At 58.2% G+C, this 14,455-nt stretch carries 14 protein-coding genes and 1 pseudogene; 4 read left to right on the top strand and 11 right to left on the bottom strand.

The window, feature by feature from the left end; genetic code table 11:
* The first annotated feature begins 11 nt into the window (after positions 1-11).
* On the top strand, positions 12-881 hold the full coding sequence (locus ATY77_RS00075; protein WP_088685543.1) for a carbohydrate ABC transporter permease: 870 nt from the start codon (positions 12-14) through the stop codon (positions 879-881).
* 511 nt (positions 882-1,392) lie between these two features.
* Positions 1,393-2,337 carry a MurR/RpiR family transcriptional regulator gene (locus ATY77_RS00070; RefSeq protein ID WP_088685542.1) on the top strand — a complete coding sequence of 315 codons (945 nt, stop codon included), beginning with the start codon at positions 1,393-1,395 and terminating at the stop codon, positions 2,335-2,337.
* 175 nt (positions 2,338-2,512) lie between these two features.
* On the opposite strand, the gene ATY77_RS00065 is transcribed toward ATY77_RS00070, so the two are convergent.
* Both ATY77_RS00065 and ATY77_RS00060 read right to left on the bottom strand, forming a co-directional pair.
* A complete protein-coding gene (locus ATY77_RS00065) occupies positions 2,513-2,701 on the bottom strand; it encodes a hypothetical protein (protein WP_088685541.1) in 189 nt (62 codons plus the stop codon).
* The gene (locus tag ATY77_RS00060; protein ID WP_088685540.1) at positions 2,698-3,312 is read right to left on the bottom strand and encodes a phosphate acyltransferase; all 615 of its coding nucleotides are present in this window, start codon (positions 3,310-3,312) and stop codon (positions 2,698-2,700) included. The genes ATY77_RS00065 and ATY77_RS00060 overlap by 4 nt, the downstream gene beginning before the upstream one ends.
* A 191-nt stretch (positions 3,313-3,503) precedes the next feature.
* Here ATY77_RS00060 and ATY77_RS33065 point away from each other — a divergent pair, with 191 nt between their 5' ends.
* Positions 3,504-3,707: a hypothetical protein gene (locus ATY77_RS33065; protein ID WP_088685539.1), complete on the top strand. Its 204-nt coding sequence runs from the start codon at positions 3,504-3,506 to the stop codon at positions 3,705-3,707.
* Between the two features lie 22 nt (positions 3,708-3,729).
* On the opposite strand, the gene ATY77_RS00050 is transcribed toward ATY77_RS33065, so the two are convergent.
* The 5 genes from ATY77_RS00050 to bhcA are packed head-to-tail and all read right to left on the bottom strand — an operon-like array spanning position 3,730 to position 9,086.
* Positions 3,730-4,749, bottom strand: coding sequence for a glyceraldehyde 3-phosphate dehydrogenase NAD-binding domain-containing protein (locus ATY77_RS00050; RefSeq protein ID WP_088685538.1), 1,020 nt, complete (start codon positions 4,747-4,749; stop codon positions 3,730-3,732).
* 9 nt (positions 4,750-4,758) lie between these two features.
* Positions 4,759-5,724: an iminosuccinate reductase BhcD gene (gene bhcD / locus ATY77_RS00045; protein WP_088685537.1), complete on the bottom strand. Its 966-nt coding sequence runs from the start codon at positions 5,722-5,724 to the stop codon at positions 4,759-4,761.
* A 35-nt stretch (positions 5,725-5,759) separates the two neighbouring features.
* Positions 5,760-6,923, bottom strand: coding sequence for a 3-hydroxy-D-aspartate aldolase BhcC (bhcC, locus tag ATY77_RS00040; protein ID WP_088686205.1), 1,164 nt, complete (start codon positions 6,921-6,923; stop codon positions 5,760-5,762).
* 11 nt (positions 6,924-6,934) lie between these two features.
* A complete protein-coding gene (gene bhcB / locus ATY77_RS00035) occupies positions 6,935-7,882 on the bottom strand; it encodes a beta-hydroxyaspartate dehydratase BhcB (RefSeq protein WP_190237547.1) in 948 nt (315 codons plus the stop codon).
* A gap of 13 nt (positions 7,883-7,895) precedes the next feature.
* On the bottom strand, positions 7,896-9,086 hold the full coding sequence (bhcA, locus tag ATY77_RS00030) for an L-aspartate--glyoxylate aminotransferase BhcA (RefSeq protein WP_088675420.1): 1,191 nt from the start codon (positions 9,084-9,086) through the stop codon (positions 7,896-7,898).
* Positions 9,087-9,280: 194 nt separating this feature from the next.
* On the opposite strand from bhcA, the gene bhcR reads away from it, so the two are divergent.
* Positions 9,281-10,090, top strand: coding sequence for an HTH-type transcriptional regulator BhcR (gene bhcR, locus ATY77_RS00025; protein ID WP_088685536.1), 810 nt, complete (start codon positions 9,281-9,283; stop codon positions 10,088-10,090).
* Between the two features lie 5 nt (positions 10,091-10,095).
* On the opposite strand, the gene glcF is transcribed toward bhcR, so the two are convergent.
* From glcF to ATY77_RS00005, 4 genes and pseudogenes are all read right to left on the bottom strand, one after another.
* A complete protein-coding gene (gene glcF, locus ATY77_RS00020) occupies positions 10,096-11,421 on the bottom strand; it encodes a glycolate oxidase subunit GlcF (RefSeq protein WP_088685535.1) in 1,326 nt (441 codons plus the stop codon).
* Position 11,422: 1 nt separating this feature from the next.
* Complete coding sequence (locus ATY77_RS00015) at positions 11,423-12,574, bottom strand: FAD-binding protein (RefSeq protein ID WP_088685534.1); 1,152 nt, start codon at positions 12,572-12,574, stop codon at positions 11,423-11,425.
* Positions 12,564-14,021, bottom strand: coding sequence for an FAD-linked oxidase C-terminal domain-containing protein (locus ATY77_RS00010; RefSeq protein WP_088685533.1), 1,458 nt, complete (start codon positions 14,019-14,021; stop codon positions 12,564-12,566). The genes ATY77_RS00015 and ATY77_RS00010 overlap by 11 nt, the downstream gene beginning before the upstream one ends.
* Positions 14,022-14,455: pseudogene (locus tag ATY77_RS00005) on the bottom strand (lipoyl synthase); the annotation flags it as partial. It abuts the gene before it with no gap.

Below are 14,455 nucleotides of genomic sequence, written 5' to 3'. Positions count from 1 at the left end.
GGCTATTCGCAATGCAGACACTCACAGCCGCGCATGCTTCCAGATCCCCATCGGGATTGAAGCTCAATAAGCCAAAAAGCATTACTGCGGACCGGGTTGTGAGCAATACCACCGCACTCGTACTGGCAATTTTCTTCGCGTTGCCCATGTTGTGGATGATACTCGCGTCGGTGGACCAGGGTGCGACAAACCAGTTGAGAGCCCCCGAACTGACAGCCGAGCATTACTGGGTTGCCTTACAGGCAGACAACCTTGCTGCACTCGGCAACAGTCTTCTCATATCGACGGTCGCCACCGTCATTGGTACCGCCGCAGCGTTTACAGCGGCCTACGCATTCTCGAAGCACAACATTCCCTTCAAGAACCCGCTTCTATTGACAGTGTTGTTTCTGTCCGGAGTGCCGATCTCGATCCTGATCGTCCCTGTTTACAAGATGTTTGCATCACTGGGATGGCTATCCATCATCCCGACTGGCATTTTGCTTGGAGTGACCGCCATTCCTTTTCAGATTTACCAGCTGAAGAACTTCATCGACGCGATACCGGCGGAGCTGGAGGAAGCGGCCACTCTCGAACAGGCAAGCAGTCTGCAGATTCTCTATAGAGTGATCCTTCCGCTGACCAAACCGGGCCTTGCTTCCTCGGCGATTTTCGGCTTCGTCAATGCATGGGGCAATTTCCTGATGCCGGTGGTTTTGATCAACAGTCTCGATGATCAGCCGGCGCCGGTACACCTATTCGGTTTCATGGGGTCGAACTCGATCGACTATGGCGCGATCGCGGCATTTTCGATTATCTACTCCCTGCCGGTCGTTCTCCTATTCTTGGGCATGGCCAGTCAGTTCAAAGCAGGGTTTTCGCTGGGTGGCGCCCTGAAATAATCGGGCCATTGCGACTGCCCGCGCACATGCACTTTTCGGGCAAAGCTTGAATGCCCTGCCGCTAGAGGAATCTGCGATCTCTCCGCTCTGCCACTCTGCCGTGGGTACAGAGATGCCACTCGTTCACACGACCTACGCCGCCCCACCTGCCGTGTGCGGCTGTGTCGAGAGGAAAGGTGTTTCGATCAATAGAGAAATTCGCGAATTGAAGTTCGTGGATGAGGTAACAACCAGGCGCCGCCAATTCGCAGTTCGGTCCGTTATGCGCGCGGCCCACTTCGGATGGACAAACGGCTTGACGAGAGCATTCGGGCCGATCACAGAGTTTATCCAGCGTAGTTCTTAGATTATGTGTCTTAGGTCAAGCGATGTTAGGTTCGATACGCAAACCGGAGAGCGCCGATATTGGGAATGCATCTGGGTCCATTTGGAAACCATTCGTACCCGCTGTCCTTGCGGACAATACGTCCACCTTTGACAAATCGAAGTCTTTTTGTTCCGGAGAGGACGTATGACCAGGCCAGAGTTGATCGAGCAAATTAAGACAATATGCGTCGAGCTCTCGGGGCAGATGGTGGATGCGGCCCATTACGTCATCAACAATGCCGACGAAGTTCCATATTACTCGATGCGAGAGATCGCGCGACGGGCGAATGTTCAGCCGGTAAATCTTGTCAGGCTGGCTCAGAGGCTGGGTCTGGCGGGCTATGGTGATTTGCGCCAACAGTTTATCGATACGACACCGGAACGCCCGCAGCGGGATCGTCAATCCATTCATCGCAACGAGGCCAGTGCGCGGACGCTGATCGCCGAAAGGGGCAAAAGTGCTGGACTGAAGGCTTTCGTCGACTCCTTCTTTGCGACAGAGCAATCTGTCGTCGAGCAGGCAAGAGCGCATTTGTCGGAGGAAAGGCTTGAAAGTGCAGTGGACTTGCTGGCCCGTGCACGGAAAGTCTACGTCATCGGCAGGCGCACGGCATTCACACCTGCCTATACGCTCGCCTACACCCTTCAGAAAGCGCGTCCGGACATCGTGTTGCTGGACAACCCAGGAGGAGCTCCGGAGGGCGCTTTGGACGATATCCGGCCCGGCGATGCCTTTGTCGCGGTCACCTTCGCGCCGTTCAACCGGCTGGTGCACAGGTTGACTGAAAAGGCCTCCCTCTCAGGAGCAAAGGTGATCGCCATCACCGACAGTTTTGCCGCACCTATCAGCAAATTTGCAGGACCGCTGCATTTCGTGGCGCAGTCGTCCGGCCGGGCATTCCCCGAATCCACGCTCGGAGCGATAGCGATCGCCAACATTCTTGCCGCACTGACCATCAGCAAACTAGGCGAGACAGCACAACGCCGAATTCGCGACAATGAACATTTCCTCGTGAATTCCGGCGAGTATCTCCTGTCAAACGGCACCAAAAGCTCCCGGCGCTCGAAACAATCAGCCGAAGGGAGCTGATAACCGCTCAGTTTGCTCGAAAGCATGACATTGAGCATCCTATGCTTGGCCCGGCACTTCCGCCGAGATTATCTTCGATAACTTGATCCGGCCCGTTATCGTCACGATAAAACGCTCGCCCAGCGTTTTGGAATGATACCGTTTGCCAAAAGATTCCCGGATCGCGGTACCGCATTCAACGGTCAAATTCGGGATAGTCGCGGAAGTGAGGCGTATAGCCATCGGCTTCGCTCTCGCGCGGACCGCATACGACGACTTTGGGGCGGATACAAAGCGCCGCGACCACTGCCTTTAGCGCAACCGGCCGATAATGCGCCTTCAAATCGCAAGCCTTAATCTCAGCGTCAATATTCTTCGTCGTCACCAGCGTTCCCCTAAGTTATGCGTATTTCTGCCTGTTGATCCGACGGACGAGCTGGATCCGTCGAGATTTCTTCCGGCGAAGGAAGCCATATCAATCAGTGTTTTGGACGAAACCTCCGGCGTGACGATATGGGCACGGTTTGCTGTTCCCAGCAAAAACGGCCCGACCTCGCTCCAATCCGAATTCGACCGCAATACATCTCGTACCGTCGCGGCAATTCCGGCTCTGGAAAAAATGAGGACGTTGTACGGAACGTCCGTTCTTTTTGCCCGTCCGCTTCCGTCCACGGCACTCATTGCATCCACTAGGGCGACAGGAGCATCAACATCCAACTCAGCGGCCGCTGCCTTTACCAGTTGCGCCGCCTTGCGCAGTCTGTCACCCTGGGACAAACTATCTTTCCCGCATCTGTCGAGACACAGGGCAATCCTGGGCCTTTCACCGATTGCTGAGACATGCTGCGCTGCAGCTACGGCGACCTCCGCAAGCTGCGCGGGGTTGGCCACTTCGTCGACGATAATGTCGGAGAGGCAAAGCAGCCGCTCGTTGGCAAATAGCATGTGGAGAGTCCCTGCCGTCTGCCGCTGCAGGGATGCCAGGATTTCCTTCAATTGTACGAGTGCCAGGGAAACTCTCCAGAAGTTCCGCAAATCAGACAATCAGCGCGCGATCCAACCACAAATCGCGCAGCAGAGGCCGTGTTGCGACTGTCTCTGATGAACAAGGGCAAGTCGGGAACGCTCCACTTCATTTGCCGCGCCGAGGAGAAGGCCAGCCACTGGTCAAAAAACTCGAACTCGTCATGCGGCTCCACGACCTCCAGATCGTGACCCACCCTCAAGCCGATATCGGCTTCCGCAATCCTATTGCGAACATCTTTCTAAAAGCCAACAACGATCGGGACGGCAGACTGTCCTTCGACAATACCCTGAACGGCGCGAAGGACCCGGAGGTCATGTCCCTCGGCAAAGATGATCCGTTTTCTCAAGCGCGGAGTCCGCCGTAAACGTGGCAGTTGAGCAGCCGCCTCAAGCAACGGCATCGCCTGCTCCCTCGCGCTTCGTTCGCAAATAGCAAGCCATGTCGAGCATGCGTGCGGCAAATGCCCATTCGTTGTCATACCAGCCGAAGAGCCGCAGAAGTCCGCCACGTGCGAGCGAGATTTCGCGACCGCAAAGCACGAGCGATTCCGGCCGTGCGCGAAGGTCGACGGAGACGAGCGGCTCGTCGGTCCATCCTATGATCGCTGATGAGGTCGCCACTCTTTTCAGATCTTCGCTCATCTCACGCTCGCTCCGGCCGTGACGAACGGCGACGGTCAGATCGATCGCCGAAACGCTTGCCGTCGGAACGCGGATTGCGCGGGCCTCAACCAGTCCGGCAAGATGTGGCAACACGTCTTTCAAAAGACGATGCGCGCTGGTCGTCGTCGGCACCATGGATAATGCCGCGGCACGGCTGCGTGCGAAGTCTCCACGTGGCTGATCCACGCTTGGCTGGCTGCCGGTATAACAGTGAACCGTCGTCATCTGAGCCCCGATCACGCCGAAGAGATCGTCGACAAGCCGCAGGAGCGGCGCAAGCGCATTCGTGGTGCACGAGCCGTTCGAAACAATCCGCTCGCCGCGAAAGCAATGTGCGTTCGCCCCGAGTATCAATGTCGCGTCGGCCCAGGATGCCGGGCCGGAGACGATAACCTGCTCAACCCCTTTATCAATGCAGCAGCGTGCATTGGCGGCGGCGGCGTCCGAACCGGTACATTCGAACAGAACATCGACCGCGCATAGGTCGACTTCGGCGAGGTCGGCGCTGCGCGCCATCGGAATCGAGCGCCCGTTGATGTGCAGCACATCGTTTTCAACGACGGCAGACCCGGGCCAAGGGCCGAAGACGCTGTCATACTGGAAAAGATAAGCAGCAAGCTCCGGCGACGCGATATCATTGATCAGCACGACCTCGACATCGGCCCTGTCCATTGCCTGACGCAGAAGGGTCCTTCCGATCCGACCAAACCCGTTGATGCCAACGCGAAGCGGAGGGCGTTTCATTGACGGCACCTAAAAATCAACATCGACGGCGGTGCCCCTGGCGATCGCCAGTCCGACCGCCGCCTGCGCAACTGCCAGATCCTGAAGGCCGACCCCGGTGCCGTCGAAGAGCGTAATCTGATCCGGTGAGGTTCGTCCGGGCTGTTGTCCATTGATCACTGCGCCGATCTCGACGATATCAATGGGAGCGATCATACCCTGCGCGACGGCATGCTGGCATTCGCCGATCGATATCGCTTGGGCGATCTCATCGGTAAACAGCGTTGCCTTCGCGACGAGAGCAGCATCAACCTCCTGTTTGCCCTTCGTGTCTGTGCCCATACACGCCAGATGGGTACCGGGCCTGATCTGTGACGCCTTGAGAATCGGCTGGAACGAGGATGTGATCGTAATGATCACATCCGCCTCATCGCCCAGGCGGTCGAGGTCGACCGCTTCGAAGGGAACGGCGAGTTCCTCGGCGACCGCTGCAAGCTTAGGCAACATTTCCGGGTGGTAGTTCCACGCAACCACCTTTTCGAATTGTCGTTGCTGCACGGCAGCGCGCAGCTGGAACGACGCCTGATGTCCCGCTCCAACCATGCCCAAGACCTTAGCGTCCCTGCGCGCCAGATACTTGATCGATACGGCGGACGCTGCAGCCGTACGAAGTGCCGTCAGAAGATTGCCGCCAACGACTGCGCGGCATCGACCAGTCTCCGGATCGAACAGAAAAACGGTCGACTGATGGTTCGTCAGCCCCTTGTCGCCATTGTTCGGCCAGAACCCGCCAGCCTTGAGACCAAGAGCCAAACCCTCGCGGTCGAAGCCCGACTTGAACCCGAAAAGCGCGTCTTGGTAGCCGATTGCTTCGCGGACGACAGGAAAGTTATGTGCCGAGCGCTCCGCCATGGACACGAAGACCTTTTCGACTGCATCGACGCAATCTTCGAGCGAAACGAGTTCACCTATGGCGCTTTCGGGAACAATGATCATCTTCGGATTAATCCTACAAAGTGAACTTCACGAAACTAGTAGGCCTTGCCGCGCGCCGATACCGGCCAAAGCGTCTCGACCTTGCCGTTGCGCACGCCGACATACCAGTCATGGATGTTGCAGGTCGGGTCGCAATGGCCAGGGACCAAGCGAAGCCTCTCATTGATCTTGAGAATGCCTTGCTTGTCTTCGATCACGCCGTGTTCGTCGGTTGCCTTGATGTATTTCACGTCGTCCCGCCCGTAGACGAAGGGAAGGCCGGAATCGACCGACTGAACCTTGAGACCCGCATCGCAGATCGCCTTGTCGGCCTTCGCGTGGCTCATCACGCTCGTCAGGATAAACAGGGAATTTTCCCACTCGCCCTTGTCGATGCGGTTGCCGCTCTCGTCGAGGATGCGACCGTAGTCGGCGTCCATGAATGCATAGCTTCCGCACTGCAGCTCATTGTAGACACCGGACGTGCTTTCGAAATGGTAGCTGCCGGTCCCGCCGCCGCTGACGAGTTCGGGTTCCAGGCCAGCCTTCTTCAAAGCCTCGACGGCTTCCTTCACCTGTGCCACGGCAAGATCGAGCTTCGCCTTTCGGTCCACATATTTGTCGAGATGCTGCATCGCGCCCTGGTAGGCCTGTATGCCGGCAAAGCGGAGCCCTTGAGCGCCTGCAATGGCCTTTGCGAGCTCTACCACCGCGGCGCTTGACGACACGCCGCAGCGCCCCGCGCCAACGTCGATTTCGACGAAACATTCAATGGTCGTGCCGTGCTTGCGAGCAGCGTTTGCGAGCTCTGCAACGTTGAGCGGATCGTCGACGCAGACGATTATTCTCGCGCCGAGCTTCGGCAGCCGGGCAAGACGGTCGATCTTTGCCGGATCGCGGACCTGGTTCGATACAAGGACGTCCTTGATCCCGCCGCGCACGAACACTTCTGCTTCCGAAACTTTCTGGCAGCATACGCCGATCGCGCCGCCAAGCTCCTGTTGCAGCCGCAGAACATCGACGGACTTATGCATCTTGCCGTGGGCGCGATGACGCATGTTGTGCGCCTTCGCATAGTCGCCCATCTTGCGAATGTTTCTCTCGAGTGCGTCGAGGTCGAGGATAAGGCATGGCGTCTGTATATCGTCTACCGACATGCCCGGCACGGCCGGTACATCATAGCCAACGTCCAGCTGATTGAATTTTGCATCTGCGTTCATGAGATTCCCCTTCATAGCCAGGGCAGAGTGTCGAGATCGACATTTCCGCCGGTGATGATGACGCCGACACGCTTGCCGGCGAAAATGCTCTTGTTTTTCAAGATCGCGGCGAGCGGAACGGCGCTCGACGGTTCCATGACAAGCTTTGCTCTCTTCCAGATCAGCTTCATGGCCTCGATGATTTCTTCTTCGGAAGCGGTCACGATATCGGCGACGTTACGCTTCACGAAATGCCACGTCAGTTCCTTGAGCGGGACCTTGAGCCCGTCAGCAACCGTGTTCGGCGCGTCGTCGGCAATGATGTGGCCCGCCTTAAAGCTTCTGTAGGCGTCATCGGCCTGTTCTGGCTCGGCAGCGTAGACTTTGACGCGCGGAGCGAGGTTTGAAAGGGTCAGGCATGTGCCTGAAACCATGCCCCCTCCACCGATCGGCGCGATGACGGAGTCGAGATTATCGACCTGTTCCAGAAGCTCTCGCGAGCATGTCGCCTGGCCGGCGATAACGCGCGCATCATTATAAGGATGGACGAATTCCGCTCCGGATTTCGCGACGACTTCAGCAAATACTGCCTCTCGCGAAGACGTTGAGGGTTCGCATTCAACCACCGTGCCACCGTAACCGCGCACGGCATCCTTCTTGGCCTGCGGAGCATTGTGCGGCATGACGACGGTGCAGGGAATGCCGCGGCGTCCCGCCGCATAAGACAGACATGTCCCGTGATTGCCCGACGAATGTGTCGCGACGCCCCTGGCAGCCTGTTCGTCGCTGAGACCGAAGACCGCATTCGACGCCCCACGAGCTTTAAAGGCACCGGCTTTCTGAAGGTTTTCGCATTTGAAGAAGAGTTCGGCGCCGGCCAGCGAATTGATGTAGGCCGAGGTCATGACAGGCGTTCGGTGGATGAAAGGACGAATGCGATCATGCGCCTCGAACATGTCGGAGATCGTTGGAATATACATGTTCAGTTCCCTCTCAGGCTGCTTTGCGGACAGGCGAAGCCGCAGTGTTGCGATAGATCTCCTGCGCGGCCGCCACACCCGAGCCCAGGCGGATCGGCAAGCCCAAATCGGCCATAGCCATCTCGGCGGTCGCAATTCCCGAAAGAGCCATGACGTCGCTCATGCTTCCGAGATGGCCAATACGGAAGACACGGCCGGCGACGTCCCCGAGGCCGGCGCCAAAGGCAACGCCGTATTTCTGCGCCGCAAGAGTGACGATGGAAGTCGCGTCAAAGCCTTCGGGGGTTTCGATCGCACTTACAGTATCGGAGAACGAGCTTGCTTCCTGCGCGTAGAGGCGCAGCCCCCAGGCTGAAACAGCCGCGCGCACCCCTGATGCAATGCGGGCGTGGCGCTTGAAAACATTGTCCAGCCCCTCCCCGAGCAGCAACTCGGTCGATACCTTCAAACCGTTCAGCAGGCCAACAGAGGGCGTGTATGGATAGCCGCTTGCAGGATAGCTTTTAGCCATCTCGCGGATGTCAAAAAAACCTCTGCGGAGTTTTGCGGACTGGGCCGCCTGCATCGCCTTTGCCGACAGCGCAAGGATCGCCAGGCCGACGGGCAGCATAAAGCCTTTCTGGGAGCCGGTGATCGCCGCATCGACCTTCCACTGGTCCATACGGAAATCCATGGAGGCAATCGAGCTGACGCCGTCAACGAGCAGCAGCGCCGGATGCCCGGCTTCATCGAGGAGACGTCTGACCGCACCGACGTCCGACTTGACCCCTGTCGCAGTCTCATTGTGCGTTACAAGCACCGCCTTGATGTCGTGCCCCTTATCGGCAACAAGTCTCTTTTCGTATTCGGCCAGGGGAAGCGGGTGTTTCCAGGACGAATGGGCGACATCCATCTGCAGTCCGTGACGCTGACACATATCGATCCAGCGATGACTGAACATCCCGTGACGTGCGGCGAGAACCTTGTCCCCGGGGCTCAGCAGATTGGTAATCGCTGCTTCCCATCCCCCACTGCCGGTCGCCGGAAACACGATGATCTCCGCGTCTTCGGACTTCACAACCTTCCTCACGCCGGCAAGCGCCGGCTGAAGGATGTCTGCGAACGCGGCCGAGCGGTGATCGATCGTCGGAAGATCCGCTGCCCTGCGCAAGACCTCCGGCATGTTCGTCGGGCCAGGTATGAAGACGGGGTTCTGCGTATACATTTCTAGCCTTTCCTGCTGGCGATATCCTAGGACTAGCACGATCCAAGGCGGCGGTATATTTTTTTGAAAATGTTTTTCAAAATCTGATATTTTTGCATAAATACATTATAAATCAGTCGTTTATATTTTTTCATTGTATGACATCAATTTTCAGTGCATCTAATATTTAAATTCGTTGCGGCAGGGAGAAGCCGATGACTGTGCCAGTACGTCGCCGTGGGCGGCCGAAAGGATTCAACGACCCCCAGACGCAGAATGTCGTTCAGTCGCTCGATCGCGCCCTGGACGTGCTGGAGGCGCTTGCGTCGCCGGAGGGGATGACGCTGTCCGAGCTCGCAAAACATTTGGGCCAGTCCGCAGCGACCATGCACCGTGTTCTCACAACCCTCGAACGACGGGACTATGTCGAGATGAGCCCCGACGGTCAGATTTTCCACATCGGCCCGGAGGCGTATCGCCTCGGCGCAGCGTTCCTGAGACGAACGAATGTCATCGAGCGGAGCCGCCCCGTCATGCGAGAGCTGATGCTGGAGACGGGCGAGACGTCCAACCTTGGAATAGAGAAAAATGGAAAGGTCTTGTTCGTCAGTCAGGTTGAAACTCACGAATCGATCCGAGCCTTCTTTCCGCCCGGAACGCTCTCGCCCTTGCACGCTTCCGGGATCGGAAAGGCGCTTCTCAGCACCTATGACGAGGAAAGGCTCGGCGTTCTTTTCAAAGGCGCGACCCTGCAGCGTTTCACGGCCAATACTTTGCGTACGATCGACCAGCTTAAGGAGGAATTGGAAGTCACGCGACAACGCGGCTATGCGTTCGATGATGAAGAAAAAGCCGCCGGAATGCGATGTGTTGCTGCTCCCATATTGAATGTCTACGGTGAAGCCGTTGCGGGGATTTCCGTATCGGGGCCGGCTCACCGGATGCCCGATCGGCAGATAAAGCGTATAGGTCAACGCGTTATCGAGGCCGCTAGGCTCGTTTCCAACCGGCTCGGCGCGTCGTAAGCTTCTCATCTCGACTTGCCCTCGGGTGCATGCTGTCCGTCAGACGGCAGCGAACGCGGGCGTGGTCCGCCGGTCGCCCAGTCCAGCAGTTCGACCGTATGAACCAGTGGTATGTCGGTTCCCGACCCAATCTGTATCATGCAACCGATGTTGCCGGCGCAAATGACATCCGGCTTGACAAACTCGATCGATTTTACTTTTCGGGATCGCAATTCTGCGGATATTGCCGGCTGCATGAGGTTATAGGTTCCGGCCGATCCGCAGCAAATATGGGCGTCCTTCGGCTCGACGACCTCGAACCCCGCACTCTTCAACAGATCCTTCGGGAGCGTTTTGATCTGCTGGCCGTGCTGAAGCGAACAGGCGGCGTGATAGCCTACGCGCAAACGCTCTTTTACAAGCGGCTGGCGAAGTCCGCCGAGATCATGCATCAATTCCGTGATGTCTCTGGCCAGGGTCGCGACGCGGGCGGCTCTTCCGGCGAGAGGACTGTCGCGAAACAAATGGGCGTAATCCTTAACGGTCGTTCCACAGCCCGAAGTGTTGATAACAATGGCGTCGAGACCCTCCCCTTCGATCTCCGCCGTGAAAGCATTGATCGTCGCGGCGGCGGCCACGTGACTTTGTGCCGCCTTTCCCATGTGGTGGGTGATCGCGCCGCAACAGCCGAGATTCTCCGGGATCACGACGTCGCAGCCGTGGCGTGTCAACAGCCTGATCGTCGCGTCGTTGATATCCGTGTTCAGCGCGCGTTGCGCACATCCGGTTAAAAGTGCCACCCGCTTTCGTCGCGCGCCCACGGCACGAAATACCTGCGGCTTGTCGTTCCGACTCGGCGCGGGTAACCGTTCCGGTACCATTTCCAGCATGGCGCGCAGGCGAGCGTCCGGAAGCAGGCGCTTCATAGGGCGAAGAAGCCGCGCCGCCCGAAGGGACAGTCTGAATCTGCCGGGATAAGGCAATATCTGCGCCAAAACCCACCGAAGCGATCGCTCGAGGATTGGTCGCCTATAGCGGGTTTCCACATATTCACGGGCATGGTCGATCAGATGCATGTAGTGGACACCCGACGGACACGTCGTCATGCAGCTCAGGCAACTAAGGCAGCGATCGATATGCCCAACCGTCTTCTTGTCCGGCACCCGGCTGTTTTCCAGCATATCCTTGATGAGATAGATGCGCCCCCGCGGGCTGTCGAGTTCATCACCGAGAACCTTGTAGGTCGGGCAGGTTGCGGTGCAGAAGCCGCAATGGACGCAAGAACGGAGGATTTCGTTCGACCTCTGGATGGCCGGGTCGGCAAGCTGAGTCTCGTCGAAATTTGTCTGCATGTCAGCGATCCAGCAAATCGGGATTCAAAATCCCGGCAGGGTCAAATGTCGCGCGCAGCGATCGGCTGATGCGCAATACGAACTCATTTTCAAGAGGAAAAAAGGACTTGGGGCCAAGGGTGGTGCCGCGAACCGCTCTCGCCTGGCTGCGCCCGCAGACACGACGAACGTCGGTCGCAGACGCCTCGCCGTTGTACCAGATAAGTCCGCCGCCCCAATCAAGCGAGGCCGTGCCGCCCAAGCGCTCCAGCGCCGATACAACATCGGGCGCATCCGTTGGCCGGACCAGGATCTGCCAGACGGGGTGCCCGGTAGCCGCGAAATGCCTTACGTCACGGGTGTCGATCCAACACTGTTTGCTTTGCTCCCCGTCGAAAACATCGATTGAATAATTGCGAAACAGTTCTTTCAGCCGTTCACGACGATAGGCTATCTGCTGCGAGAAGCCCTGGATTCGGAGCCTTGCCGTGCTTTTGAAGTAGGCAGCGCCGGAAACTTCGAAGGGCGTTGCAAGCGCTGTTGAGAAGATGGAGCTTGCCTCGGAAGCCGTGACTTCGCTGAAAACCAGCGTTTCCTCTCGTTCCGGAGCGGGCGCTGTCTTGAACGAAACTTCGGTTGCAATTCCCAGGGTTCCAAACGATCCGCAGATCAATTTACTGAGGTCAAGACCCGTGACGTTCTTCATCACGCGTCCACCGTTCTTGACGATCCGTCCCGATCCATCAACGAAACGAACACCGAGCAGATGGTCGCGGCAGGCCCCGGCAAGCAACCGGCGCGGTCCGCAGACATTTGCGCCAACCACACCCCCGACCGTGGGTGTGCCAGTCGTTTCAAGCAGATGACGATGATCCATCGGCTCGAAGGCCAGGATCTGACCTTCGCTTTGCAGCAAGGTCTCGATCTGATGCAGGGGCGTGCCGGCGCGCGCCACGAGTGTCAAGGCGCCAGGCTCGTAGTCGACAATCCCGGAAATCAGTCGCGTGGATACGGCCTCGTGCCCGCTTGCCATCCCCGCCGGTTCAACGCGCGTACCGCCGCCGATGACGCGAAGCTGCGTTCCTGACCGAGCTCTCTCAGCGATAAGCTCCGACAATTCGCCTTCGGACGTGGGCGCGAGACAATTACCTTCGAAGCAAGGCTTAGCGACCATCGGCGTGCGCCTCGCGAAAGGTTCTGCTCGCATCCAACGGAAAGACCTTCGCCGGATTGAGCAACCAGCCGGGGTCGAAGACGCTCTTGACCTCCATCTGAAGGGCAAGATCGACCGAGGTGAATTGTTTCGGCATCAGATCGCGCTTCTCGATGCCAATGCCGTGCTCGCCGCTCAGGCATCCGCCAACATCGACGCAAAGGCGCAGAATGTCGGCGCCAAATCTCTCGGCCTTTTCGAGTTCGCCGGGAGTGTTTGCATCAAAGAGGATGAGCGGGTGCATGTTTCCGTCCCCGGCATGGAAGACGTTTGCCACCTCCAGACCATAGTCCTTCGACAGTTCCCCAATTCGTTTCAGCGTGTAGGGCAGTTGCGATACGGGAACCGTTCCGTCGAGGCAGAGATAATCCCCAAGCCGGCCCATGGCCCCAAATGCCGACTTGCGACCCTTCCAGATGGCAAGCGATTCCTCGACATTTCTGCTGCTGCGAAATTCGACGGGATTGAGCTGGGAGGCGATTGAATGAATGGCCTCGGTTTGGCTGCTTATCTCATCTTCCGAGCCTTCCACTTCGACGATCAGAAGTGCGGCGCAAACAGGATAGCCGGCTTTAGCGAAGGCTTCGACGGCGCGCAGGCAGACATCGTCCATATATTCGATCGCGACCGGCAGCAGGCCGGAGCGAATGATGCGCGCCACGCACTCTCCCGCGACTTCCGCGCTGGCAAAGGCGATCAGCATCGGTCGTGCCCCTTCCGGCTTCGGCACTATCTTCAGCACGGCCTCGGTCACGACTGCCAACTGACCCTCCGATCCGCAGATCAGTCCCAGAAGGTCCAGACCAAAGGTGCCGCAGGTCGTTCCACCGATCTCGGCAATCTCACCCGACGCCGTAACAACGCGAACCCCCAGAAGGTTGTTGGTGGTGACGCCATATTTGAGACAATGGGCGCCGCCGGAGTTCATCGCTATGTTGCCGGCGATCGTGCAGGCAAGTTGCGATGAAGGATCCGGCGCGTAGAAAAATCCTTCGCTTTCCAGTTCCGCGGTAACCGCCAGATTCGTGACCCCGGTTTGGACGCGGATGTAGCGATTGGCGGTGTCGACCTCGAGGATTTCACGCAGTCGTATCGTGCTGATCACGACACTGTCGGCCGTGGGCAGCGCACCGCCCGCAAGTGATGTTCCGGCACCCCGGGGTATAACAGGGACGCCCAGCTCATGGCATGTGCGCATGGCGAGCGCGACTTCATCGGTGGTTCGTGGAAGAACCACGGCAAGCGGCGGGCATCGATACGCCGTCAAAGCGTCACATTCATAGGCCCTGGTCTCCTCGATATCGCAGATGACGGTGTCAGGAGGCAGGACGGCCTTGAGGCTTGCAACAATGTGAGATGCACGCGAGAGAATGTCGGCGCTGGCCGGAGGCATTGCAATCAGTGACATTTACTCCCCCGGGCTCTTTGTGGCGATCTGATCGGACAAGGCCTGCTCGCCAGGACGTGTTCGCATCAGATCATCGGGATGCGGATCGTCGTGTTTTTCATTGGATCGCTTCTCCCGCGCCGCCCTCAGCCTTGCGAAATCGTCGCCGGCATGGTGCGAGGAGCGGGTCAGCGGGCTGGAAGCGACCATCAGGAAGCCCTTGCTGTAGGCGACCGTCTCGTAGGACTTGAATTCCTCGGGGGTGACGAAGCTTTCAACCTTGTGGTGCTTGCGGGTCGGCTGCAGGTATTGGCCGATCGTCAGGAAGTCGACATCGGCGGTGCGCAGGTCGTCCATCAGCTGGAGAACTTCATTCCGCTCCTCGCCGAGGCCGACCATGATGCCCGACTTGGTGAACATGGTCGGGTCGAGTTCCTTCACCCGCTGCAGCAGGC

The sequence above is a fragment of the Rhizobium sp. R634 genome (assembly GCF_002211305.1).
In the GTDB taxonomy this organism is placed as follows: domain Bacteria; phylum Pseudomonadota; class Alphaproteobacteria; order Rhizobiales; family Rhizobiaceae; genus Rhizobium.
This window is presented reverse-complemented; position numbering and strand designations above follow the sequence as displayed.